The organism is Curtobacterium sp. PhB25 (assembly GCF_004365375.1).
GTDB lineage: Bacteria > Actinomycetota > Actinomycetes > Actinomycetales > Microbacteriaceae > Curtobacterium.
Genome location: NZ_SODR01000001.1, coordinates 811,549 through 833,494, shown reverse-complemented (window position 1 = coordinate 833,494; position 21,946 = coordinate 811,549). Strand labels below are relative to the sequence as shown.

The following is a 21,946-nucleotide window of genomic DNA, read 5'->3' as shown; positions in this document are numbered from 1 at the left end:
CACCTCGTGGATCGTCGCATCATGCACGTGCATGCGGTGCGTGTGCATGTTCCGACAGGCCACGCGTTGATCGACTCGTGGGATGTCGCGAATCGCGTGCCGCCCCGCCCGCCCCGCCCCGCCCCGCCCCTACGGCAGCGTCGGCGCAGCCTCCACCAGCGCCCGCGTCACCGGGTGCGCCGGCGCATCGAGCACCGACACCGGCCCGTGCTCCACGATGCGCCCGGCCGACATCACCGCGACGGTGTCGCACAGCCGCTGGACAACACCGATGTCGTGCGACACCAGCACCAGGGTCAGCCCGAGGTCGTCGGCGAGCGAGCGGAACAGCTCGATGACCCGTGCCCGCACCACCACGTCGAGGGCGCTCATCGGCTCGTCGCCGAACAGGATCCGCGGCCCGTGCACCACGGCCCGGGCGATCGCGAAGCGCTGCCGCTGCCCGCCGGAGAACTCGTGCGGGTACCGGTCGACAGCATCCGCCGGCAGGTCGACCCGATCCAGCACGTCGCGCACCAGCACCCGGTGGTCCCCGTCGATCCGGAGCGCCCGCAGCGGTTCGCCGACGATCGCGCCGACGCGCATCCGCGGGTCGAGGGACGCGTACGGGTCCTGGAACACCACCCCGGTCTCGCGACGGAACCAGCGCATCGCGGCCGCGGAACCGGACGCCACCACCGGACGACCGGAGGCGGTCACGGAACCCGCGGAAGGTGCCTCCAGGCCGGCGAGCAGCCGCACCAGGGTGGACTTGCCGGACCCCGATTCGCCGACGATCCCGAGCCGCTGGCCGGGGGCGACCGTCAGGTCGACGCCGTCGACGGCGGTGCGGACGGGGCCCGGTTCGAAGGGCCCCCGGCGGGGGAGCCGGTAGGTGCGGTGCAGCCCGACCCCCTCGAGGATGGCGGTCATACGGAGCCTCCGGACGGACGGGCACGACGGGCGGTGGCGCGCGCGGCGTCGACGAGCGCGACGGTCGCGGGGTGCTGCGGTGCGGCGAGCAGGGACGCGACCGAGCCCTGTTCGACGACCCGTCCGCCGTCGAGCACGACGGCGGTGTCGGCGATCCGCGCGAGCACGGCGAGGTCGTGCGTGACGAAGACCATGCCGGCCGGTAGTCCTTCGAAGAGGTCCAGGATCCGCGCCTCGGTCGTGACGTCGAGCGCCGTGGTCGGCTCGTCGGCCACGAGGTACGCGGGCTGCCCGGCCATCGCCATCGCGATGCAGATCCGCTGACGCTGCCCGCCGGACAGCTGGTGCGGGTACTGCCGCAGCAGCGACTCCGGGTCCGGCAGTCCGACGTCCGCCGCCAGGGTGGTCGCCGCGGCGCGTGCCGCCCGCCGGTCGAGTCCGCGGTGCAGGCGCAGCGGCTCCGCGATCTGCGCGCCGACGCGGCGCAGCGGGTCGAGGGCGGTGCCGGGCTCCTGGAACACCATGCCGATGCCGGATCCGCGGTGCTCCGCGCGCTCCCGGTCGGTCAGGCCGACGAGTTCGGTGCCGTCCAGGCGGATGCTGCCGGTGACGGTCGCGCCGGCGGGCTCCAGGCCCATCAGGGCGAGCGAGGTCATGGACTTGCCGGATCCGGATGCGCCGATCACGCCCACGCGTTCGCCGGGAGGCACGGTGAACGTCACGTCGTCGAGGATCGTCCGCCCCGCGATGCGGACGGAGAGCCCCACCACCGCGAGCCCGCCGGGGCCGGTGTCGCTGTGGCTGCCGGTGTCGCTGCGGCTGTGGCTGCGGTCGGTCATGCGGTCACCCCCGGGGTGGTCGTGGCCGGGTCGGTGCGACGGTCGCCGCCCGCTGCGCGGTCGTTCGTCGTCAACCGCGGGTCGGTGGCGTCGCGGATCGCGTCACCGAGCAGGGAGAGCGCGGCGACGACCAGCGCGATCGCGGCTCCCGGCCAGGTGGCGCTCCACGGGTGCACGCCGATGTAGGTCTGCAGGTCGGAGAGCAGGTTGCCCCACGACGCCGTGTCCGACCCCGCGCCGTAGCCCAGGTACGACAGCCCGGCCTCGGCGAGGACCGCGGTGGCCATCGCGAGCGAGAGCTGCACGGTGAACAGCGGCGCGGCGTTCGGCACCAGGTGGCGGAACAGCACCCCGACACCACCGACACCGGAGGCCCGGGCCGCGGTGACGTAGTCGCTGCGGGCGATTCGGCGAATCTCGCCGCGGGCGACCCGAGCGATCGTGACGCCGAAGGACAGTCCGACGCTCACGATGACGACCCCGAGCGACCCACCGAACACCGCGGTCAGCAGCATCGCGGTCAGCAGGGTCGGGAACGCCACCAGGATGTCGAGCAGGACGGCCGTGCCCTCGCGCACCCAGCGGGCGGTGAGCGACCCGATCGCGGTCAGGACGATGCCGATGACGCTCGCGATCACCCCGGCCCCGACGGCGACGAGCACCGTGGTGCGGGTGCCGGCGAGCAGGTAGCTCGCGATGTCGCGACCGGCGGCGTCGGTGCCGAACCAGTGCGCCGCGCTCGGGCCCTCCCACTGGTGGAACGGATCGGCGCGGAACGGGTCCTGCGGCGTCCACACGAGCGACACGGCGGCGAGCACCACGAGCAGGCCGAGCACGACGACGGCGAAGACCCCGGTGGGGCGGGAGAGCAGGCGGCGGATCATCCGGACACCTCGCGTTGGCGTGGGTCGAGGGCGCGGTGCACGACGTCGACGGCGAAGCCGACCAGCAGCACGAGCCCGGTGAGCACGAGCAGCTCGGACTGCACCTTGGTGACGTCGCGGCGACCGACGTCGGTCACGAGCATGCGACCGACCCCGGGCAGCGAGAACAGCTGCTCGACGACGACGGCCCCGACCAGCAGCCCGGCGATCTGCACCCCGAGCACGGCGAGCACGGTGAGGGCGACCGAGGGCAGCCCGTGCCGGAGCAACGCCTGCGTGCGCGTCAGCCCGATCGCGGCCGCGGTGCGGACGTGGTCGGCGTCGAGCACCGACAGCGTCGCGGACCGGGTGAAGCGCAGGATGACGGCGCCCTCGACCGCGCCGATGGTCAGGGCGGGCAGCACGAGCGACGCGAACGCACGCCCCGGCTCGGACCAGCCGTCGAGCGGGAAGCCCTGTGTCGGCAGCCAGTGCAGCGTGACGGCGAACAGCGCGACGAGCAGCATGCCGGCCCAGACGACCGGGATCGCGGCGACGGCCTGCGCCACGAACCCGATGACGGCGCCGCCCGGTCGACGGCGGAGCACCGCGGCGACGACCCCGAGGGGGACGCCGATCACGAGCGCGGTGACGAGTGACATGCCCGCGAGCGGCAGCGTGATCGCCAGCTTCTGCGCGATCTCCGGCGCGACCTGCCCGTTGGTCACCAGGGACCGGCCGAGGTCGCCGCGGAACACCCCGCCGATCCAGTCGAGGTACTGCACCACGACGGGCCGGTCGAGGCCGAGCTGCTGCCGGAGCTGCTCGACCTGCGCCGGGGTCGACTGGGTGCCGGCGACGACCTGTGCGACGTCGCCGGGCAGCACCCGCAGGGTCGCGAAGATGATGACGCTCGCGACGAGCAGCCCGACGACGAACAGCAGCAGCCTGCCGACCAGGAACCGGGTCACGTGCTCGGAGCCCCGGGCGCGGGTCGTCTCACTTGACGGCGAGCTTCGACAGGTCGAGTCGTGAGTTGCCGCCGTCGACCGGGAAGCCCGTCACGCCGGTGCGCACGGCGGTGATCTCGGTGGCCGTGTAGAGCCACTCGCCGGCGGCGTCCTCGCTCACGATCTTCGCTGCCTTCCGCAGGGCGTCGACCTTGGCGTCCTCGTCGGTGGCCGCGATCGACTCGGCGTACAGCGACTGCACCTCGGCGTTGTCGTACCCGAAGTAGTAGTCGGGGTTCGCCCAGTTGCCGAAGTCGCGGGCCTCGACGTGGTCCACCATCGACAGGTCGAAGTCGCGCTCACCCGACTTCGGCGCCTGGAACACCGTCGACAGCCAGGTGGCGAAGTCGACACGCTTGACGGTCAGGGTGATCCCGACGTCGGCGAGCTGCGACTTGAGCACGTCGCCGATGGTCGCCGGGTAGATGTTCGCGTACGTCAGCGTGAGCTTGAGGTTCTCCTGACCGGCGGCGGCGAGGAGCTGCTTCGCGTTGTCGGGGTCGTACGCGTCGATGTCGGTCAGGTCCTCGTACCCGGGGTCGAGCTCCGGGATCGGGCCGCCCTGCTCGACGCCCGTGCCACCGATGGCCTTGATGAGGGCCTTCGGGTCGATCGCCTGCCGGATCGCCTGGCGCACCTTCTTGTCGGTGAACGGCGCCTTCTGGTCGTTGAACGCGAGCGTGTACTTGTCGGTCGTCTTGCCGGAGTGCAGCGCGATGTCCGAGTTGCCATCGAGCTGGCTCTTGAGCGTTCCGTCGACCGGGTTGAGGACGTCGAGGTCGCCGTTCGCCATGGCGTTGACGGCCGTCGACGGGTCGGTGATGTACCGGAAGACGATCTTCGCGACCTTCGCCTTCGTGCCCCAGTAGTCGTCGTTGCGGTCGAAGGTGAGTGAGTCGCCCTGCTTCCAGCTCGCGACCTCGTACGGGCCGGTGCCGTTCGCGGTGTCCGACAGGTCGTTCGTCGCGGCCTTCTCGAGCACCAGCCCGGAGCGGCCGGTCAGGTTCCAGAGCAGGTCCGAGTCGGGCTTCGCCAGCTTGAGCTCGACCACACCGGTCGACGGTGACGTGATCGAGGTGACGCCCGCGAGCTTGGCGGAGTCGACGTAGGTCTCGTTCGACTTGACCTGCTCCAGCGACCACACGACGTCGGCCGCGGTGACGTCCTTGCCGTCCTGGAAGGTGATGCCGTCGCGCAGCGTGAACGTGTACGTCAGGCCGTCGTCGGAGACCTCGTGCTCGGAGGCCAGCACGTCGCGGATGTCGCCGTCGGCGGTCCGGCCGACGAGCCCCTGGTACACGTTGTCGATGAGCACCTGGTCGAGCGCTGCACCGGACTGCGTGCGGATGTCGAGGCTGGTCGGTTCGAGCACCAGGCCGACGCGGACGGTGGCGTCGGCGCCGCCGTCCTCGTTCGACGAGCCGGAGCAGCCGGTCAGCGCGAGGGCGGAGACGACGGCGACCGCGGTGGCGGCGAGGGCAGCACGTCCGAGGCGCGTGGTGCGCGCAGCCCGGGCGGTACGGCGGGACAGGAGCGGACTCATGGGGTGTGGGTTCCTTCCGGACGCGAGGGCGATGGTCACAGCTCGCGCTCGCACGAGGTTACCGGGGGCCGGTACGGTCCCGCGACGGTTCATCGATCCGGTGCAACAATCCGTGACGTGCGGCCCATGCCCGGATCGCCGAAGCCAGTTCGAGGGGCGCCTGGTTCTGCACCGCGTGCCGTGCGGTGACCGTCACGATCTCGGCCTCTGGCAGCCGCTCGGCGAACGCGGCGTGCAGCTTCGGCGAGACGTACCCGCGGTCGCCGCGGACGAGCAGGATCGGCACGCGCAGGGCCTCGAGATCGGGCCAGGCGTCGGCGAAGCGCCCCACCGACGACGTGCGGCCGGCGGGCAGGTGCGGGAAGTGGTGGCGCCGCACGAGCGCTCCGTCGTCACCGAGCCGCGTGGTGTGGCGCGCCTCACGCAGCAGCACGTGCCGGTCGTCGCCGACTCGTGCCTCGATCGCCCGGTCGACGACCTGGTCCAGGGTGGCGAACGGCTCCTCGGCCTCGAGCGCGCGGGCGATCCGGTCGACCGCCCGCTGCGCGAAGTCCGGCGACATGTCGACGAGGACGAGCCCGGTCACCCGCTCCGGAGCCGTGGCCGCGAGTCGTGCCGACAGGATCGCGCCGAGCGAGTGCCCGACGACGATCCCCGGCGGCACCTCGAGCGCGTCGAGCGCGGCGAGCACGGTCGGCGCCGTCACGGACGCCCCGTAGTCGGCGTCGTCCCGCCACGACGACCGGCCGTGGCCGGGCAGGTCGAGGGCGACCGCCGGCTCGCCGACGGCGAGCGCGGTCTGGTCGAAGCTGTGGGCGTCGATGCCGAGCCCGTGCAGGTAGGTGATCCGGGCCTCCCGGTCGCCCCACCGGATGGCGGACGTCTCCTGCCCGTCATCGGTGCGGACCACCTGCCTGGATGCGCGGAGCGGCTCCGTCACGCCGCTCGCGCGGGCGAGGGCGGCCAGGTCTGCGAATTCGTCGTCGGGGGCATCGGGCACGGAACCGATCTTCGCACCGTCTGCGGGGTCTGGAGACGTTAGGTAAGGCATGCCATACTCGGATCCGTGGCAACCCGGTACCGCGTCTTCTCCGTCCGTGTGGCAGCGGTCACGTCGCTCACCCCGCACTTCGTCCGGGTGACGCTGACGGGCGATGCCCTGGCGGACTTCTCCTCGGTCGGGCTCGACCAGCGGATCAAGGTCGTCCTGCCGCTCGACGGCGTGGGGTTCTCCGAACTGCCCGAGGACGACGACTGGTACGCCGCCTGGCGTGCGCTGCCGGACGCGGAACGCAACCCGCTGCGCACCTACACGGTCCGCTCGTTCCGGCCCGACGCCCGTGAGCTCGACATCGACTTCGTCGCACACGGCGACGCCGGACCCGCATCCCGGTGGGTGTCGTCCTGCCGGGTCGGCGATGAACTCCGGATCGTCGGACCCCGTGTGCCGGAATCGCCCGAGGACCTGCCGACCGGTGCCGCCGAGTTCGCACCCGGGCACGCGAACCGCATCCTGCTCGCCGGGGACGAGACCGCCGCCCCGGCCATCTGCGCCATCCTCGAGGCGCTCGACGTCTCGACCGTCGGACACGTCTTCATCGAGGTGCCGACCGACGCCGACCGGCTGCCCGTGACCGCGCCCGCCGGGGTCGAGGTCCGTTGGATCGCCCGGAACGGTGCGACCCACGGCGTCCGCATGACCGACCAGGTGCACGCGTGGGCGTCGACGGTCGTCGCCGGTGCTGCACCCGTCGCAGCGGGTCCCGCCTGTGGGGACACCGTCGAGTTGGCGGACGTCGACGTCGACGAGCAGGTCCTCTGGGACGTGCCGGCCACCGAGGAGTCGCGCCCCGTCTACGCCTGGATCGCGGGCGAGGCCGGCTGCGTCAAGGAGCTCCGACGGCACCTGGTGCGCGGCGTCGGCATCGACCGGAAGCAGGTCGCGTTCATGGGGTACTGGCGGCACGGCAAGGCCGAGAACTGAACGCCGCAGGCGGACTGCCGACCAGCGTGGTCGGGGTCCCCACGACCGCGCTCGGCGTGCGTGGGCTGACGCTCGCGTACGACGACCGCATCGTGGTGGACGGGCTCGACGTGGACGTCCCCGACGGTGAACTGACCGTCATCGTCGGTCCGAACGCGTGCGGCAAGTCGACGCTGCTGAAGTCGTTCGCGCGCACCCTCAAGCCCCGAGCCGGCACGGTGTACCTCGACGGGGCGCCGATCGATTCCTACCGTCCGAAGGCCGTGGCCCGGCGGGTCGGCATGCTGCCCCAGACGCCGATCGCACCGGACGGCATCACCGTGCGCGACCTCGTGTCCCGCGGGCGGTTCCCGCACCAGGACCTGCTGCACCCGTCGTCCGGGTCCGACCGGCGTGCCGTGCAGGCCGCCCTGGAGCAGACGTCGACCGTGGAGCTGGCGGACCGGAGCGTCGACGAGCTCTCCGGCGGGCAGCGGCAGCGGGTGTGGATCGCGATGGTCCTGGCGCAGGAGACCGACATCGTGCTGCTCGACGAGCCCACGACGTTCCTCGACATCGCACACCAGTACGACGTGCTCGAGCTGGCCTCCGCCCTGCACGCCGCGGGTCGGACGGTCGTCGCGGTGCTGCACGACCTGAACCAGGCGGCGCGGTACGCCACCCACGTCATCGCGATGCGCCAGGGGTCGATCGTCGCTGCCGGGCCCCCGGCCGCGGTGCTGACGGCCGACCTCGTCGAGGACGTCTTCGGCCTGCCGTGCGTGGTCGTCCCCGACCCCGAGACCGGCACGCCCCTCATCGTTCCCCGTCGTCCCGCCGCCTGACTCGCCCGCCCCTCCGCACCCCGAGGTTCCGAAATCTCGGCATCTCGCGCCACCTCCGGGCCGCCCGTGGAACCTCGGCGCAACGCACGCGGCATGTCGTGGAACCTCGGCGGCAGGGGTGGAGGGCGTCGGAGCGGGCGCGTGCCGTCGGCCACGGCCGGTGCGGCCGACGGTCAGCGACCGCTCGGCGCCGCCCCGGCGGAGTGTCGCGACCGATCAGCGCTCCTCAGCCGGGCAGGTAGGCAGGACCACGGCGGACGGGAGGCCCGTGGCGGCCGTGATCCGTGCCTCCTGTCCGCCGTTCGGTCACGTCTCGTCGCCCGCCCGGCCCTCACCGGAGGTCACGCCGCGCCGCGCGTGCCGCGCCGAGCGGTCGCAGACAGTCGGATGCGGCCGGAGCCGCCGACGGTCTGCGACCACTCGGCGCCAGCCCGACGGGGTGTCGTGACCGATCGGCACACACGGCACACGGCACAGGGCAACGCAGGGCAGCGCAGCAGGAAGAGCGCCGCGCACGGACACCCGTCAGCGGTAGCCGCCGTCCTCCAGCCCCGCCTCGACCTCGAAGCGGTTGCGGAGCGGGTCTCGGCCGGCGACGGCGTACAGCACGGGCATGAGCATGCCGTACCGCCGCCACTGTTCGACGTGCACCCGCTCGTGCCGCAGCACCCGGGGCCCGTCGTTGTCCCGGGTGAGGTACACCGAACCCACGCAGGTGCCACCGCGACGGAACACCCACCGCGGCAGCCCCGAGCAGACGACGAGCCCGTCGACCACGCGGACGCGGCCGGTCGACAGCGGCACACCGATCGCCAGGCCCACCGCCGTGGCGAACAGCCAGCCCACCCGCGACACGGGGGAGTCGAGCAGCGCCCGGCGTGCCAGTCCGCGCATGCTCAGGCCGGGCGACCGTAGGTCTCGAGCAGTCGGAGCCAGATCTCGTTCATCGTCGGGTAGGCCGGCACCGCGTGCCAGAGGCGGTCGACCGGTACCTCGCCGACGACGGCGATCGTCGCCGCGTGCAGCATCTCGGCGACGTCCTGGCCGACGAAGGTGACGCCCACGACGACCCCGCGGTCCTCGTCGACGACCATCTTGGCGCGGCCGGTGTAGCCGTCGGCCTGCAGCGCGGAACCCGCGACGCCGCCGAGGTCGTACTCCACGGCACGGACGTTCAGCCCCTGCTCGCGCGCGGCCTTCTCGGTCAGGCCGACGCTCGCGACCTCGGGGTCGGTGAACGTGACCTGGGGGACCGCGGCGTGGTCGGCGGTCGCGACGTGTGCGCCCCACGGTTCGGTGTGCAGCGGCGTGCCCTGGTGCCGGGCGGCGATCGCCTCGCCGGCAGCGCGGGCCTGGTACTTGCCCTGGTGGGTGAGGAGGGCGCGGTGGTTGGCGTCGCCGACGGCGTACAGCCAGTCGGTGCCGTGCACGAGCATCGTGTCGTCGACCTCGAGCCAGTCGCCGGCGGTGAGCCCGACGGACTCGAGCCCGAGGTCGGCGGTGTGCGGGGTGCGGCCGGTGGCGGCCAGCACCTCGCTCGTGATGACGGTGGTGTCGTCGTCGAGCGTGGTGGTGACGAGCCCGTGCTCGTCGCGGTCGACCCGCACGGGGTTCACGCCGGTGCGGACGTCGACGCCGAGCTCGCGGAGGGCATCGGTGACGAGTTCGCCGGCGAACGGTTCCATGCCGCCGAGCAGTCCGTGCCGGGCGACGAGGGTGACCTTCGCGCCGAGCGATGCCCAGGCGGTGGCGAGCTCGGAGCCGGCGACACCGCCGCCGATCACGAGCAGGCTCTCCGGCACCTGCTGGGCGCTGGTGCCCTCGCGGGTGCCCCACGGCTTCGCCTCGGCGAGTCCCGGCACGTCGGGCAGCGCGTGCAGCGAGCCGGTCACGACGGCGACGGCGGCACGGGCGGTGTGCGTCTCGCCGCCGACCTCGATCGTCTTCTCGCCGGTGATGCGGGCGTGGCCGCGGATCAGGGCGATGTCGGCGGACTCGAGCCAGGACACCTGGCCGTCGTCCTTCCAGTCCGAGGTGAACGAGTTGCGGCGCGCGAGCACGTGGGCGGCGTCGAGTTCGCCGGTGACGGCCTGCTTCGCGCCGTCGAGCCGCTTCGCCGCTGCCAGGGCGTGGCCGCTGCGCAGCAGTGCCTTCGACGGCATGCACGCCCAGTAGGAGCACTCGCCGCCGACCAGTTCGGACTCCACGATCGCGACCGCCAGGCCGCGCTTGTGGGCGTAGTCCGCCACGTTCTCGCCGACTGCGCCGGCGCCGATCACGATGAGGTCGTAGTCCGTCATGAGGCCGAGCGTACGCGGACCGGCATGGGGTGCGCCCGGCGCGCCGGGTCGGTTCTCAGGCCACCCGGGAGGCGCTGGTCAACGCCCCGACGACGCGCAGGATCACGCCGAGGTCGTCCACTGCACGCTCCGGGTCGACGGGAGCGAATCCGGTGAGCGCGGCGCCGGCCAGGCGGCGGCCGCGGGTCGCGGCCTGGATCCGCTCGACCAGTCCCGCGCCGTCGAGTCCGAACGGCACCGGCTCGAGCAGGCCGTCGACCTCGGACGGGTCGAGGACGTCGAGGTCGACGTGCACGAACACCGAGGTCGCTCCGGTGGCGTCGACGGCGGCGGCGAGGGCCTCCGGGGTGGCGGCGTCGACGTCGAGTCGTGTGATCCCGGCACGGTCGAGGGCGGCGTCCTCGGCGTCGTCGAGCCCGCGGACGCCCGCGACCACGACCGACGAGGCGGGGAGCACCGGCAGCGCGGGGAACAGCTCGTCGGCGCGGTCGACCAGGATCCGGAGGGCTGCGGTCTCGGCGGCGACGGGCTGGGCGCGGTTGAGTGCGCGGTACCCGCTGGACCCGGCGATGCGGACGAACGCGGTGTCCGGTCCGAGGCCGACGGTCGCGCCGAGGACGCTCGCACCGTCCCCGCCGACGACGAGGACGGGTTCGCTGGCGACGCCGGTCTCCTCGGCCACGCGGTCGGCGACGGCGAGCACGGAGGTGTAGCGGGCGACGGCCGTCTCGAGCCGGTCGCCCGCGCCGGCGGGGACGTCGACCACGGTGGTGGACGCACGGGGGAGGTCGGCCGCGATCGCGGTCGCTCCGTCCCCGAGGCGCATCGCGCGCGACGACGCCGAACCCTGCCACTGACCGACCACGAGGAACTGCATCGTCTCAGTCTGTCAGCTGGGGTCCGGCGTCGTCCGGGAAGGTCGTCCGGGAACGTCAGAGGCTCGACGAGCCGCCCGACTTCAGCGCGGCGAGACGTGCCTCGACCTCGGCGTCCTTGCCGACGTCCTCGAGGCTCTCGAACTGGGCGTCGAGGCTCGACGACTGCAGTTCATGCTGCCCGAGGACCTTGGCCTCTTCACGACGGACCTTCTCCTCGAAGCGACCGAGGTCGCTCGTCGGGTCGAGTACGTCGATGTTGCCGAGGGCGTCGTTGACCTTGGACTGCGCCTCGGCCGTCTTCGAGCGGGCGACGAGGTTGTCGCGCTTCGCACGGAGCTCCTCGAGCTTCTGCTCCATGCCGGCGAGCCCGGTCTTGAGCTTCTCGACCGCTTCGTTCTGCGAGGCGAGGTTCGGCTCGGCGTCCTTGACCTCCTGCTCGGCCGCGATCTGCTTGCCGATCGCGATCTTGGCGAGGTTGTCGAACTTGTCCGCCTCGGCCGTCTTGCCCTCGGCGCGGTACTTGTCCGCGGCGGTGGAGGCGTTGGCGGCCTTCTGGCCCCACTCGGACGAGGCGCGCTTGTCCTCTTCGTGGTCCTGCTCGAGCAGCCGCACGTTGCCGATCGTCTGCGCGATCGCCGTCTTCGCGTCGGCGATGTTGTTCGTGTAGTCACGCACGAGCTGGTCCAGCATCTTCTGCGGGTCCTCGGCGTTGTCGATGAGCTGGTTGATGTTCGCCCGCACGAGGGTGGAGATGCGGCCGAAGATCGTCTGCTTTGCCATTGCTGTTCCCTTTCCTGGAAGGTCTGACGTCGTGTGTCTGGTCTGTCGGGTGTGTGGTCTGGTCGTCGGGTGGGTCGGGGTCAGAAGCGGCCGCCGCCGGAGAACCCGCCTCCGCCGCCGCCTCCGCCACCGCCGAAACCGCCCCCGCCGCCGAAGCCGCCGCCCCCGCCGCCCCCGAAGGAGCCGCCGCCGAAGCTGCCACCGCGACCGCCGAGCAGGCCGCCGAGCACGATGCCGGTGACGAGGCCGCCGAGCTGGGCGCCGTTGCCGCCGCCACCACCGAAGCCGCCGCCGCCGCCGCCCCAGCCGCCCATGTCGTCGTTCGCCGAGTCCATCGCCGCGGCGGCGTACTGCTCGGCCGCCCGTGCTGCCTGCAGTGCCTGTCCGGGGTCGGTGGTGGCGAGCTGCACGGCGTCGTCGAGGGCGCGTTCGGCCTCGGACAGGCGGGTGCGGGCGGTCGGTCCGATGCCGCCACGGTGCAGCGAGATGTACTCGCGCGCCTGGCTGATCCGGTTCCGGGCGTCGCGCAGGGCGTCGTCGAGGGCGCGGGACGCCCGGCGCTGCTGCTCTTCGGCACCCCGGGCGGCCGCGATGGCCTGGTCGATCTCGGTGTTCGCCTTCGTGAGGGCGTCGACCGCGGTGATCGGGTCCTTCGGGTCGAACCCCTGCCGCAGCACGGTCTGCGCCCGGGTCACGGCCGCGGCGAGGTCGGGCCCGCCCACGGTGAGGGTCCGGGCCGCGGCGACGTCGCCCTCGATGTCGATGCGCATCGCCTCGGCGCGTGCGGTGGCCTCGGTGAAGGTGCCCTCGGCCGCGACCGCGCTGTTCGTGAGTTGCTGCACCTGGGCCAGGGCGTGCTGGGCGTCGCGCACGGCGACCACCGCTTCGCCCTTGTCGCCGGCCGCGATCGCCGCGGTGGCCGCGTTCGAGCGCTCGGTGGCGTAGGCGAGCACCTGGTGTGCCTGGTCGACGTTGTCGGCGACGGTCGCGAGGGTGCGTCCGGTGTAGTTGGCTCGGACGCGGTCGAGCGCGGCTGCTGCTGCGCCGACCGACGCCGGCGCTTCCGCGACGGCCTGGGCCAGTGCGGCGGCTGCTTCCTCGACGCCGTCCTCGAGCGACCGGAGCTTGTCGAACGACTCGGTCTGTTCCTCGATCGAGGCGTGCGCCTGCTGGCAGATCGCGATGATCTGGTTCGCCCAGTCGGCACGCTGCTGGGGGGAGTCCGGGATCTCGTCGTCGAGCTGCTGCCGGAACGTGAAGGCCTTGCGCACGGCCTGCTGCGCAGCGGCGACGGCGTCGGCGAAGGGCTTCGCGGCGTCGGGACCGAACTGGGCCGTGGCGAACCCGACCTCTTGCTCGGCGGTGCGGAGCTCGTCGTCGATCGTCACGAGTGCGCCGCCGGCGGTGCGCTCGAGGTCGGCGAGGGACTCCTGCTGTGCCTGGGTGGCCGCGGCGGTCTTCCGCTTGTTGCGGGTGCGGATGACGAGCACGACGACGATCAGGCCGACGACGACGACGAGCAACAGGATCCAGAGCCAGGTCAGGTTCGGCGGCGCCTGGGTGTCCGTCAGCCCGTTCGCGAACGCCACGGCCGCGCCGGACCAGTCGCCCTGCTTCAGCGCGGGGAGCAGCGAGTCGTTCACGGCGCTCTGCACGTCGGACTCGGAGATGGCGGTCTCGTTCGTCTGCTGCACGTCGTAGTTGCGGTCGTCGACGGCGACCGACAGCAGGATGCCGTCGGTGTCGATCTGGTTCTGCTCCATGACCGCGGAGCCCCACGCGGTGTGGTCCGTCGGATCGGTGAACGTCGGCACGAACACGACGTACAGCTGCGTCTGGGTCTCGGCGTACAGGTCCTGCACCGCCTGTTCGACCTGCGCCTGCTGCGAGGAGCTGAGGGCGTCGGCTTCGTCGAGGACGTACGCCCCACCCAGGTCGACCGGTGCCGTGGCCTGCGCGGTCGCCGCCGGAGCCAGGACGATCAGCATCGCCACGACTGCTGCCGTGACGCGACCCCAGAGCCGCGCTGTCCCCCGTTCCGTCCTCGACCCGCCTGTGCCCGATCCGCGCTGGACCGTTCGCATCCGTCCTCCGTCCGTCGCCGGTCGGCGCCGTCGACGCCGTCCCGAACGGCGCCCTGAGAGCGCCGTCGCCCGGAGTCTATCCACGGCGCGCAAGCGACGGACGGACTCTCGGCGAACACTGTGGACAAGCCGATCCATGGGTGTCTTGTCCCCCGGAGCGGGGTAGGCTGGCGCCACTGTTCGACGACGAACGGAAGGGAACTGCAATGGAGCGAACCACGAGTACCGAGGTCGTCCCGCTCGAGGACGGCTACCACCGCGTATCGACGCCGGCGACCGGCGTGATCGGCTTCGTGCGCGAGCACGACGGCCGCTACGAAGTGCTGCGCGGACGCGTCCGCCAGGCGACCCGATCCGAGGGTCTCTACAGCACGATGAACGTCGCACTGATCGCACTCACGCACGCGTAGCGACCACGGCCCTGGGCCGGCCATCCGCGCACCGTAGGCTGCGTGCGTGGGTGAGTCGGGCCTCCAGGCCGTCGTGGTGACGTTGTGCGCGACGGGTCCGGACCGCGCGGCCGACCGGGAGGCCCTGGTCGCCGCCGTCGCGGCGGCTGCGGCAGTCGAGACGGCCGCCGTGCGCGCGGGGCGCGTCTGCCCACACTGTGCCGGGACCGACCACGGTCGTCCTTGGGCCACGGTGCACGGCACGGCGTTCGGCGTCAGTCTGTCGCGCACGACCGGCGTGCTCGCGCTCGCGGTCACGCCGGGCACGGTCGGCGTCGACCTCGAGCGGGTGTCCCGCGTCGGCGCAGCACCGCTCGACGTCTTCACGCCCGGCGAACGCGAGCGCTCGGCCGGTGATGCCGGCTTGCTCGCGGCCTGCTGGGCGGCGAAGGAGGCCGTGCTGAAGCGCGACGGTCGGGGTCTGCGCGTCGATCCGCTGTCGGTCGACGTGGACGTCGCTGCCGGCACCGCGCGGTTCGAGGGGCGAGACCACCCGGTGACGGTCCACCGGCCGGCGCCCGACCTGGTGCTCGTCGTCGCGGCCGGCGGGCTGCCCGTCGTGGTCGAGGGGACGCTCAGCGGGGGAGTGTGAGCACCTCGGCGCCGTCCTCGGTGATCGCGATGGTGTGCTCGGTGTGGGCCGTCCGGGCTCCCGTGGCACTGCGGAGCGTCCAACCGTCGGCATCGGTGACGAGCACGTCGGTATTTGCCATCACCCACGGCTCGAGCGCGAGCAGGAGGCCGGGCCGGAGCGTGTAGCCGCGGCCCGCGCGGCCCGTGTTCGACACGTGCGGGTCCTGGTGCATGGTCGAGCCGATGCCGTGGCCGCCGAACTCGACGTTGACCGGGTAGCCCGCACCCTCGAGCACGGTCCCGATGGCGTGCGACAGATCGCCGATGCGGGCGCCGGGGCCGGCGGCGGCGATCCCGGCGGCCAGGGCGCGCTCGGTCGCGTCGATGAGGGCCAGGTCCTCGGCGCGCGGGGTGCCGACGACGAAGCTCACAGCGGCGTCCGCGGCGATGCCGTCCAGCGACACCGCGAGGTCGAGGGTGAGCAGGTCGCCGTCGGCCAGCGCCCGGTCGTGCGGCAGCCCGTGCAGCACGGCGTCGTTCACGGCGGTGCAGATGTGGTGGCCGAACGGACCGCGGCCGAACGACGGTGCGTAGTCGACGTAGCAGGAGTCCGCGCCGGCGGCCTCGATCATCTGCTTCGCCCACCGGTCGATCTCGAGCAGGTTGGTGCCCACGCGGGTCCGTTCGCGCAGGGTCTGCAGGATGGTGCCGACGAGGGCTCCGGTGGCACGGGCCTTCTCGACCTCGGCGGGCGTCAGGATCTCGATCACGCGGATGATCATACCGGTATTACTATGTGGGGATGGTCCGTCTCCCGCTCCGCCCCGACGAGGTCGCGCGCGGTCGCCGTCTCGGCGCCCTGCTCCGCCGCGCACGTGGCCCACGGTCGATCGTCGACACCGCCCTCGCCGCCGGGATCTCGCCCGAGACCCTCCGCAAGATCGAGACCGGGCGGATCGCGACCCCGGCGTTCTCGACCATCGCGGCCGTCGCCGGCGTGGTCGGGCTGTCGCTCGACGCGGTCTGGTCCGAGGTCAGCTGCGACCCGGCCGACGGCGAGCTGGCTGGCTAGTCGACGCGCGGCGCGGGCAGCGCCGGTACCGACGCCTCGTCGATCCAGGGCCCGGTCACCGCTCGGACGTCCGCGACGGAACGGCCGGCGGCGTCGGCGAACGCACTGAGCACGTCGGGCACCGTCACCGAACCGTGCCGGTGCCGTTCGGTGATGCTGCGCAGCCCGGCGGTGAACGCGTCGTCGCCGAACGTGCGGCGGACGGCGTGCAGGGCGAGGGCCCCGCGCTTGTAGACCCGGTCGTCGAACATGTCCTTCGCGCCGGGGTCGCCGACGACGAGGTCCTCAGGCTGGTCGAGGAGCCCCTGCCGGTACTGCGCCGCGAGCACGTCGGCGGTGTCGCCGCCGTGGTGCTCGGACCACAACCACTCGGCGTAGCAGGCGAACCCCTCGTGCAGCCAGATGTCCTGCCAGCGGGTGACCGTCACCGAGTTGCCGAACCACTGGTGCGCGAGCTCGTGCGCGATGAGCCGGTCGGTGCCGTGCTCGCCGTCGACGTGGTTCCGGCCGAACACCGCGAGCCCGTGGGCCTCGAGGGGGATCTCGAGCTCGTCGTCGGTGACCACGACGCCGTACGCCGCGAACGGGTACGGGCCGAAGCGGTCCGAGAACAGCGCGAGCATCTCCGGCACCTGCCCGAAGTCGGTCTTCGCGGCGGCCGCCAGGTCGGCGGGGTGGTGCAGGGTCACGGGGACGACGGCGCCGCGGAGCCTCGTCGTGCGGTACCGCCCGATCTGCACCGTCGCCAGGTAGGTCGCCATCGGCTCGGTGGTCGCGTACGTCCACCTGGTGCCGATGCGGTCGCGTTCCTTGCCGAGCAGTGCACCGTTCGCCAGGACGTCGTACGCGGCCTCGGCGGCGATCTCGAACCGGTAGGTCGCCTTGTCGTCCGGTCGGTCGTTGCACGGGAACCACGAGGGCGCCCCCGTCGGCTGGGCCGCGACGATGACGCCGTCGGTGAGTTCCTCCCACCCGACCTGGCCCCAGGCGCTGCGGACGGGGCGCGGGTTGCCGCGGTACCGCAGGTGCACGGTGAACGTGGTGTCGGCAGCGATCGGCGACGCCGGGGTGACGGTGACCTTGTGCACCGCCTTCGACACCTTCTTCGCGCGGGTGCCGTCGACGTCGGCGCGCTCGACGCTCAGGCCGTGCAGGTCGATGACGATCCGGTCGAGGGGTTCGTGGGCTCGGGCGGTGATCGTCGCCGTGCCGTCGAGGCGGTTCGTGGCCACGCGGTAGTCGAGGCGGAGGTCGTAGTGCTCGGCGCTCCAGCGTCGGTCGCCGCTGTGCGGGGTGTACGGGTCGGCAGCGGGGGTGTTCGGCACGGTCCCAGTCAACCCCATGGCGCCGGTCAGTCCGCCACGGTGGCCGGTTCGGCTGTCCACGGAGCGATGGGGTTGCCGGACCAGCGGGACCCGGTGGGCACCTGCTCGCCGCGCATCACGAGCGAGGCCGGACCCACCGTGGCGCCCGTGCCGATGCCGGCGGCGGGCAGGACGACGCTGTGCGGCCCGAGGGTCGCGCCGGCGTCGAGCCGCACGGTGTCGAGCTGCATCACCCGGTCGTGGAACAGGTGGGTCTGCACGACGGTCCCGCGCGCCACCGATGCGCCGGCCCCGATCGTGACGAGGTCGGCCTCGGGCAGCCAGTAGGTCTCGAGCCAGGTGCCGCGGCCGATCGTCGCGCCGAGGCTCCGCAGCCACGCCGCCAGGGCCGGGGTGCCGGTGGCCTGCTCGGCGAACCAGGGTCGGGCGACCGTCTCGACGAAGGTGTCCTGCACCTCGTTGCGCCACACGAACGACGACCACAGCGGGTGCTCCCGGGCGGTGATCCGGCCGACGAACGCCCACTTCGCGATCGTCGACACCACCGCGGCGACGGCCCCGGCGACGATGAGCACCGGTCCGGCGAGCAGCACCGTCCACCCGACGCCGACCGCCGACCACAGGGCGAGCAGGGTGCCCGCCACCCCGAGGGCGATCGCAGCGGACACCATCGGGGCCACGAGCCGCAGCAGCTCCCAGCAACCGCGGGCGACCTTGAGCCGCGTGGGCGGGCGGAAGGTGCGCTCCTCGTCGAACTGCGTCGCCGCACGGCGCAGCCGCACCGGGGGCGAGCCGAGCCACGACGACCCGCGCTTGGCCTTCTTCGGCACGGCGGACAGCACCGCCACCAGCGCCTCGCGGGGGACCGAGCGTCCGGCGCCCGTCATCCCGCTGTTGCCGAGGAACGCCCGCCGACCGACCTTCGACCGGCCGATCCGCACCCGGCCACCACCGAGCTCGTACGTGGCGACCATGGTGTCGTCGGCCAGGAAGGCACCGGACGCGATCTGCGTCAGCGCGGGGATGAGCAGGACCGTCGAGATCTCCGTGTTCCGGCCGACCTTCGCCCCGAGCAGCCGCAACCACACGGGCGTCATCAGCGAGGCGTACAGCGGGAACAGCAGCGTCCGCGCCGCGTCCAGCACCCGCTCCGTCGACCACGCCTGCCAGCCGATCCGCGACCGCACGGGGTGGCGACCCTCGTGCAGCCCGATGCCGAGCAACCGCACCGACCCCACCACGAGCAGCGCGTACACGGCCCCGGCGACGACGGTCGCGAGCGGCACGGTCGCGAGGGCGCGCAGCACCGCGTCACCGAGCGTCGACGCACGCCCGACCAGGGCGACGGCGACCAGCAGCCCGACCGCGACCCCGATCACCGGCAACCCGGCCACGGCCACGGAGCCGGCCCCGTACGCCAGCAGCCAGCGTCGACGCGACGGGGGACGGGCCTCCCGGCCGTGCCTGGCCGACCCGACGCGTTCGGCGGGGGAACCCGCCCAGCGCTGACCGGCGGGCACCCGGCCGGCGACGGCCGAGCCGGCCTCGACCTCGGCACCCGCGCCCACGTGCGCACCGGGCAGCAGCGTGGTGCGGCTGTGCACGACGGCGTCGTCGTCGACACGGACCCGGCCGAGCCGGAACACGTCACCGTCCACCCAGTGCCCCGCGAGGTCCACCTCGGGCTCGATCGACGCACGCTTGCCGATCGTGAGCATCCCGGTCACCGGCGGGAGCGTGTGCAGGTCGACGTCCGTGCCGATCCGCGCCCCGAGCGCACGGGCGTAGTAGCTGATCCACGGTGCCCCGGCGGTCGAGGGACCGTCGACCGCCTCGGCGATCCGCTCCGCCAGCCAGACCCGCAGGTGCACCGAACCGCCCCGCGGGTGGTCGCCCGGCCGGACCCCGACGAACAGCAGCCGGGCCAGCACGACCGTGAGCGCCATCTTGCCGATCGGCGTCACGAACACCAGCAGCGCGACCACGAGCGCCGGCCAGGGGAGCACCGGCAGGAACGGCAGCGTCGTCGCGTGCAGCACCGCCGCGACCAGCGCCGTCCACGTCAGGACCCGCAACCCGCGCAGCACCTGCACCGGCAAGCCCAGCAGCGTCATCGCGAGGCCCGTCGTCGGCGGGACCGGCGTCACGTCGCGTGATGCGGCCGCCACCGGACCGGACTCGTCCAACGCGGCCGCCAGCGCGCCGATGCGCGGGTGGTCGTAGACGTCGGCGACGGTCGTCGTCGGGAACCGCTCGCGGATCGCGGACACCAGCTGCGCCGCCGTCAGCGACCCGCCACCGTGCGCGAAGAAGTCGTCGTCGACGCTCGACACCGGCACCCCGAGGATCGCCGCCCAGCGCTCCGCGATCCACGCCACCGTGTCCGGCAGCATCGCGGCGTCCGTCGCCCCGGGCAACGGCCACGGCAGCGCCGCACGGTCGACCTTGCCCGACGTCCGCGTCGGCAACGAGTCCACCACGGCGACGAGCGGGACGAGCGCAGCGGGCAGCTCCCGCCGCAACCGGGCGTTCGCAGCCGCGACGTCCACCGTGGCACCCGCCACCGGTGCCACGTACCCCACCAGCACCTGGTTGCCCGCCGGGGTCCGCTGCACCACGGCCGCACCACCGGCCACGTCGTCGAGCGCCTGCAGCGCCGCGTCGATCTCCCCGAGCTCGATGCGCCGACCACCGAGCTTCACCTGGTCGTCCGCACGCCCCTGGAACACGAGCCCCTCGGGGTCGTAGCGCACCAGGTCACCACTCCGGTACGCCCGCTCCCACCCGAGCTCCGGGAACGGCGCGTACTTCTCCGCGTCCTTCGCCGGGTCCAGGTACCGCCCCAACCCGACACCACCGATCACGAGCTCACCGACCCCGCCCGGCTCCACCCGCTGCCCGGCACCGTCCACGACCGCCAGGTCCCACCCGTCCAGCGGCAGCCCGATCCGGATCGGCTGGCTCCCGTCGAGCAGCGACCCGCACGCCACCACCGTCGCCTCCGTCGGACCGTACGTGTTCCACACCTCACGGTCGCGACTCGCGATCCGGGCGGCGAGCTCCGGCGGGCACGCCTCACCACCGAAGATGACCAGCCGCACCTGCTCCAACGCGTCGTCCGGCCACAGCGCGGCCAGCGTCGGCACCGTCGACACCACCGTGATCGTGTGCGCGATCAACCACGGCCCGAGGTCCGCCCCCGTCCGCACCAGCGACCGCGGCGCCGGCACCAGCGCGGCACCGTGCCCCCATGCCAGCCACATCTCCTCGCACGACGCATCGAACGCGACACTCAGCCCCGCCAGCACCCGGTCACCGGGACCGATCGGCGCCGCCTGCAGGAACATCCGCGCCTCGGCGTCCACGAACGCCGCAGCACTGCGGTGGGTGACCGCCACGCCCTTCGGCACCCCGGTCGACCCCGAGGTGAAGATGATCCACGCGTCGTCGTCCAGGTGGGGGAGTTCGGCGCGCGCCGTGGGGTCGGTCACGGGCAGTTCGCCGCCGTCGCGGTCACGCAGGATGCCGCCGGCGCCGATGACGCCGACGACGCCGGCCTCACCGAACACGAGGGTCGCGCGTTCCTCGGGGTCGTCGGCGTCGACGGGCACGTACGCGGCTCCGGCGGCGAGGACCGCGAGGATCGACAGGTACAGGTCACGCCCGCCGGAGGGGATCCGCACCCCGACCCGGTCACCCCGTCGGACTCCGCGACGGGCGAGGTCGTCGGCCTGCGCGCGCACGAGGTCGAGCAGGGCGGCGTACTCGACGGTGCCGGCGGGGTCCTCGAGCGCGGTGGCGGTGGGGTGGGTGGCCGCGGTCGCCGCGAGGACGTCGAACAGGGTCCGTGGAGCGGGGGCGTGCCCGCCGCGGGCGAGTTCGAGCTGCGCGTTCCCGGTGCCGGTGGTCATCGGTTCCCTCTTCCCGGTCGCGTGCAGGACGACCGGCCCGTGATCCTAGGGGGTGCGCGTGACGCGCGGGGAAACACGGGGTAGCGCGGTGCGCGCGGGCGCTTTGTGAGCAGAAACTGTCGAGTCGCTTCCCCCGACCCGACCATTCCTGCTCATCATCCGCGCGAACGTCAACATCCGCCACGAGACTGGCGACGGACCCGGAGAAGTCTCAACGGGGGAAGGTCGCCGCAGCTTGGCCGGCAATTTCCAGTGCCCCCAGGAGGATTCGAACCTCCGCCCCTGCCTCCGGAGGGCAGTGCTCTATCCCCTGAGCTATGGGGGCCAAGGGGTGGAACAACCGTAGCAGGTCCGGCGCGGGCTCCTGGACAGCGCGTGTCGTGCACGAGACGCGACTGCAGGGCGGACGGGAGGCGCGGTGCCGGCCCGCCACGGGCCTCCCGTCCGCACCGTGCGTGCGTCGCGGGCCCGTGCTGCGTTGCGCGCTCCGTGCGGCGCTGCAAGCGCGCACCAAGCGTGCAACCTCGCACCGGGTGGCGGGCCCGGCACTGTGCGTGGTGGCCGTCGGACGGGAGGCACGGTGCGGGCCCGCCACGCGC

19 protein-coding genes and 1 tRNA gene are annotated in these 21,946 nt (G+C 73.1%); 5 read left to right on the top strand and 15 right to left on the bottom strand.

All coding sequences use genetic code 11. From position 1 onward, the window contains the following. Positions 1-129 precede the first annotated feature (129 nt). Genes EDF51_RS03800 through EDF51_RS03775 form a run of 6 tightly spaced genes read right to left on the bottom strand, consistent with a single transcriptional unit; the run spans position 130 to position 6,167 of the window. Positions 130-912 (bottom strand): ABC transporter ATP-binding protein, encoded by a 783-nt coding sequence (locus tag EDF51_RS03800; protein WP_134193876.1) that lies wholly within the window; start codon positions 910-912, stop codon positions 130-132. Continuing rightward, entirely contained in the window at positions 909-1,751 is an 843-nt protein-coding gene (locus EDF51_RS03795) for an ABC transporter ATP-binding protein (protein WP_243834048.1), read from the bottom strand. The genes EDF51_RS03800 and EDF51_RS03795 overlap by 4 nt, the downstream gene beginning before the upstream one ends. Next, entirely contained in the window at positions 1,748-2,635 is an 888-nt protein-coding gene (locus EDF51_RS03790; protein ID WP_133937065.1) for an ABC transporter permease, read from the bottom strand. Before EDF51_RS03790 ends, EDF51_RS03795 begins: the two co-directional genes overlap by 4 nt. After that, positions 2,632-3,585, bottom strand: a complete 954-nt coding sequence (locus EDF51_RS03785; RefSeq protein ID WP_123339771.1) for an ABC transporter permease — start codon at positions 3,583-3,585, stop codon at positions 2,632-2,634. The genes EDF51_RS03790 and EDF51_RS03785 overlap by 4 nt, the downstream gene beginning before the upstream one ends. A 28-nt stretch (positions 3,586-3,613) precedes the next feature. Then, positions 3,614-5,167, bottom strand: a complete 1,554-nt coding sequence (locus EDF51_RS03780) for an ABC transporter substrate-binding protein (protein WP_133937063.1) — start codon at positions 5,165-5,167, stop codon at positions 3,614-3,616. A gap of 58 nt (positions 5,168-5,225) precedes the next feature. Beyond that, positions 5,226-6,167, bottom strand: a complete 942-nt coding sequence (locus EDF51_RS03775; RefSeq protein WP_166673227.1) for an alpha/beta fold hydrolase — start codon at positions 6,165-6,167, stop codon at positions 5,226-5,228. Positions 6,168-6,233: 66 nt separating this feature from the next. Here EDF51_RS03775 and EDF51_RS03770 point away from each other — a divergent pair, with 66 nt between their 5' ends. Both EDF51_RS03770 and EDF51_RS03765 read left to right on the top strand, forming a co-directional pair. Beyond that, positions 6,234-7,151: a siderophore-interacting protein gene (locus EDF51_RS03770; protein ID WP_243834049.1), complete on the top strand. Its 918-nt coding sequence runs from the start codon at positions 6,234-6,236 to the stop codon at positions 7,149-7,151. 26 nt (positions 7,152-7,177) lie between these two features. Then, complete coding sequence (locus EDF51_RS03765; protein WP_243650039.1) at positions 7,178-7,975, top strand: ABC transporter ATP-binding protein; 798 nt, start codon at positions 7,178-7,180, stop codon at positions 7,973-7,975. Positions 7,976-8,500: 525 nt separating this feature from the next. Here the strand turns inward: EDF51_RS03765 and EDF51_RS03760 are convergent. The 5 genes from EDF51_RS03760 to EDF51_RS20395 all read right to left on the bottom strand — a co-directional run bounded on the left by EDF51_RS03760 (position 8,501) and on the right by EDF51_RS20395 (position 13,921). Continuing rightward, on the bottom strand, positions 8,501-8,869 hold the full coding sequence (locus tag EDF51_RS03760) for a Fe-S oxidoreductase (protein WP_123294261.1): 369 nt from the start codon (positions 8,867-8,869) through the stop codon (positions 8,501-8,503). A gap of 2 nt (positions 8,870-8,871) precedes the next feature. Next, the gene (locus EDF51_RS03755; RefSeq protein WP_123671673.1) at positions 8,872-10,275 is read right to left on the bottom strand and encodes an NAD(P)/FAD-dependent oxidoreductase; all 1,404 of its coding nucleotides are present in this window, start codon (positions 10,273-10,275) and stop codon (positions 8,872-8,874) included. A gap of 55 nt (positions 10,276-10,330) precedes the next feature. Beyond that, entirely contained in the window at positions 10,331-11,152 is an 822-nt protein-coding gene (locus tag EDF51_RS03750) for an arginase family protein (RefSeq protein WP_123294263.1), read from the bottom strand. Positions 11,153-11,207: 55 nt separating this feature from the next. Beyond that, positions 11,208-11,933, bottom strand: coding sequence for a PspA/IM30 family protein (locus EDF51_RS03745; RefSeq protein WP_133937057.1), 726 nt, complete (start codon positions 11,931-11,933; stop codon positions 11,208-11,210). A gap of 80 nt (positions 11,934-12,013) precedes the next feature. Beyond that, the gene (locus EDF51_RS20395) at positions 12,014-13,921 is read right to left on the bottom strand and encodes a TPM domain-containing protein (RefSeq protein ID WP_279432385.1); all 1,908 of its coding nucleotides are present in this window, start codon (positions 13,919-13,921) and stop codon (positions 12,014-12,016) included. Between the two features lie 302 nt (positions 13,922-14,223). On the opposite strand from EDF51_RS20395, the gene EDF51_RS03735 reads away from it, so the two are divergent. Further along, positions 14,224-14,427: a hypothetical protein gene (locus EDF51_RS03735; RefSeq protein ID WP_071255966.1), complete on the top strand. Its 204-nt coding sequence runs from the start codon at positions 14,224-14,226 to the stop codon at positions 14,425-14,427. Positions 14,428-14,473: 46 nt separating this feature from the next. Further along, positions 14,474-15,058 carry a 4'-phosphopantetheinyl transferase superfamily protein gene (locus EDF51_RS03730; RefSeq protein ID WP_132100265.1) on the top strand — a complete coding sequence of 195 codons (585 nt, stop codon included), beginning with the start codon at positions 14,474-14,476 and terminating at the stop codon, positions 15,056-15,058. On the opposite strand, the gene map is transcribed toward EDF51_RS03730, so the two are convergent. Then, entirely contained in the window at positions 15,042-15,809 is a 768-nt protein-coding gene (map, locus tag EDF51_RS03725) for a type I methionyl aminopeptidase (protein WP_134193872.1), read from the bottom strand. The two genes, EDF51_RS03730 and map, sit on opposite strands and share 17 nt — an antisense overlap. Positions 15,810-15,841: 32 nt before the next feature. Here map and EDF51_RS03720 point away from each other — a divergent pair, with 32 nt between their 5' ends. Continuing rightward, the gene (locus EDF51_RS03720; RefSeq protein ID WP_132100267.1) at positions 15,842-16,111 is read left to right on the top strand and encodes a helix-turn-helix domain-containing protein; all 270 of its coding nucleotides are present in this window, start codon (positions 15,842-15,844) and stop codon (positions 16,109-16,111) included. On the opposite strand, the gene EDF51_RS03715 is transcribed toward EDF51_RS03720, so the two are convergent. The 3 genes from EDF51_RS03715 to EDF51_RS03705 form a co-directional block, all read right to left on the bottom strand. Then, a complete protein-coding gene (locus tag EDF51_RS03715) occupies positions 16,108-17,436 on the bottom strand; it encodes a M1 family metallopeptidase (protein ID WP_235035812.1) in 1,329 nt (442 codons plus the stop codon). The two genes, EDF51_RS03720 and EDF51_RS03715, sit on opposite strands and share 4 nt — an antisense overlap. A 26-nt stretch (positions 17,437-17,462) precedes the next feature. Beyond that, complete coding sequence (locus EDF51_RS03710; protein ID WP_134193870.1) at positions 17,463-21,347, bottom strand: Pls/PosA family non-ribosomal peptide synthetase; 3,885 nt, start codon at positions 21,345-21,347, stop codon at positions 17,463-17,465. Between the two features lie 253 nt (positions 21,348-21,600). Continuing rightward, positions 21,601-21,672, bottom strand: a tRNA-Arg gene (locus EDF51_RS03705). Between the last annotated feature and the right edge of the window lie 274 nt (positions 21,673-21,946).